General features: G+C 58.0%; 1 protein-coding gene. It reads right to left on the bottom strand.

The features are described from left to right. Positions 1-378 (bottom strand): hypothetical protein (locus tag ACXJ7R_RS35005; protein ID WP_457155784.1); only part of this gene is annotated, 378 nt, incomplete at its 3' end. Positions 379-783: the final 405 nt, after the last annotated feature.

Here is a 783-nt window from a genome sequence, read left to right as displayed (position 1 = left end):
CACCGAAGCATGCCAACGGCGGCCCAGAGGGAAGAAGCATCCGAGTTGGACTGTGCCCATTGCTCTCGGCTTCCAGGCCGTCGCCTCGCGAGCTGCGGGTCTAACTGGTCGAACCGCAATCCCCTTCCAGGGTGGCGTGAGATTCACGTGCGTCGTCGAGCCGCCAATGGCGATGCCCTGCTCCGTGAGGGCTGTTCCGGTCGCCAGCAGCGCGCGCCCGCCTCCAGCGGCGGACTTGTGAGGCCGCATCGATTTCCAGGATGCCATGCGTTCAAATCCTCGGATTGAGCGCCGAATGTTGCGTCCAAGCAAAGAAATGTCTTTTGCAAATGCCGCCCCAATTCGAACTTCGCCCGTTGCACCGATTGGCTTCTTCAATTGGTTTCCAGGCGAAGCCGGGGGCAAGCGTGCCCAATCGCGGATCGCGCAGCGACCCCAACTGTGTTCGTCGTTCTCGTGAGAAACGGTGTCCGTCGGACGCCTCCCGACAGACAATCCAAAGTAACTTCTTTGCCATTTGGGTTATGCAGCCATACCAATGGATTATTCATGCCAACGGCAAAATCTATGCATGCTTCCCCGACCGCGAAGGAGCAAAAGAATGAAATGTTTGAACTGCGCAGGTGCGGTGAAAATACCTCACCAGTACTACTTCTGCTCCCAGGAATGTTTCGGAGAGACAACCCGTAACACCAATTGGAGGATGTTGAGCGATGGCCTTCCGCCTACTGGTTTTCCTGCTGGTGGCCAGCCCCGCACTGGCCCAGGACCACAGTTCCCACG

This window comes from Mesorhizobium sp. P5_C1 (genome assembly GCF_054049815.1).
Note: the sequence above shows the minus strand (reverse complement) of the source record. Positions and strands in the feature narration are given on the sequence as shown.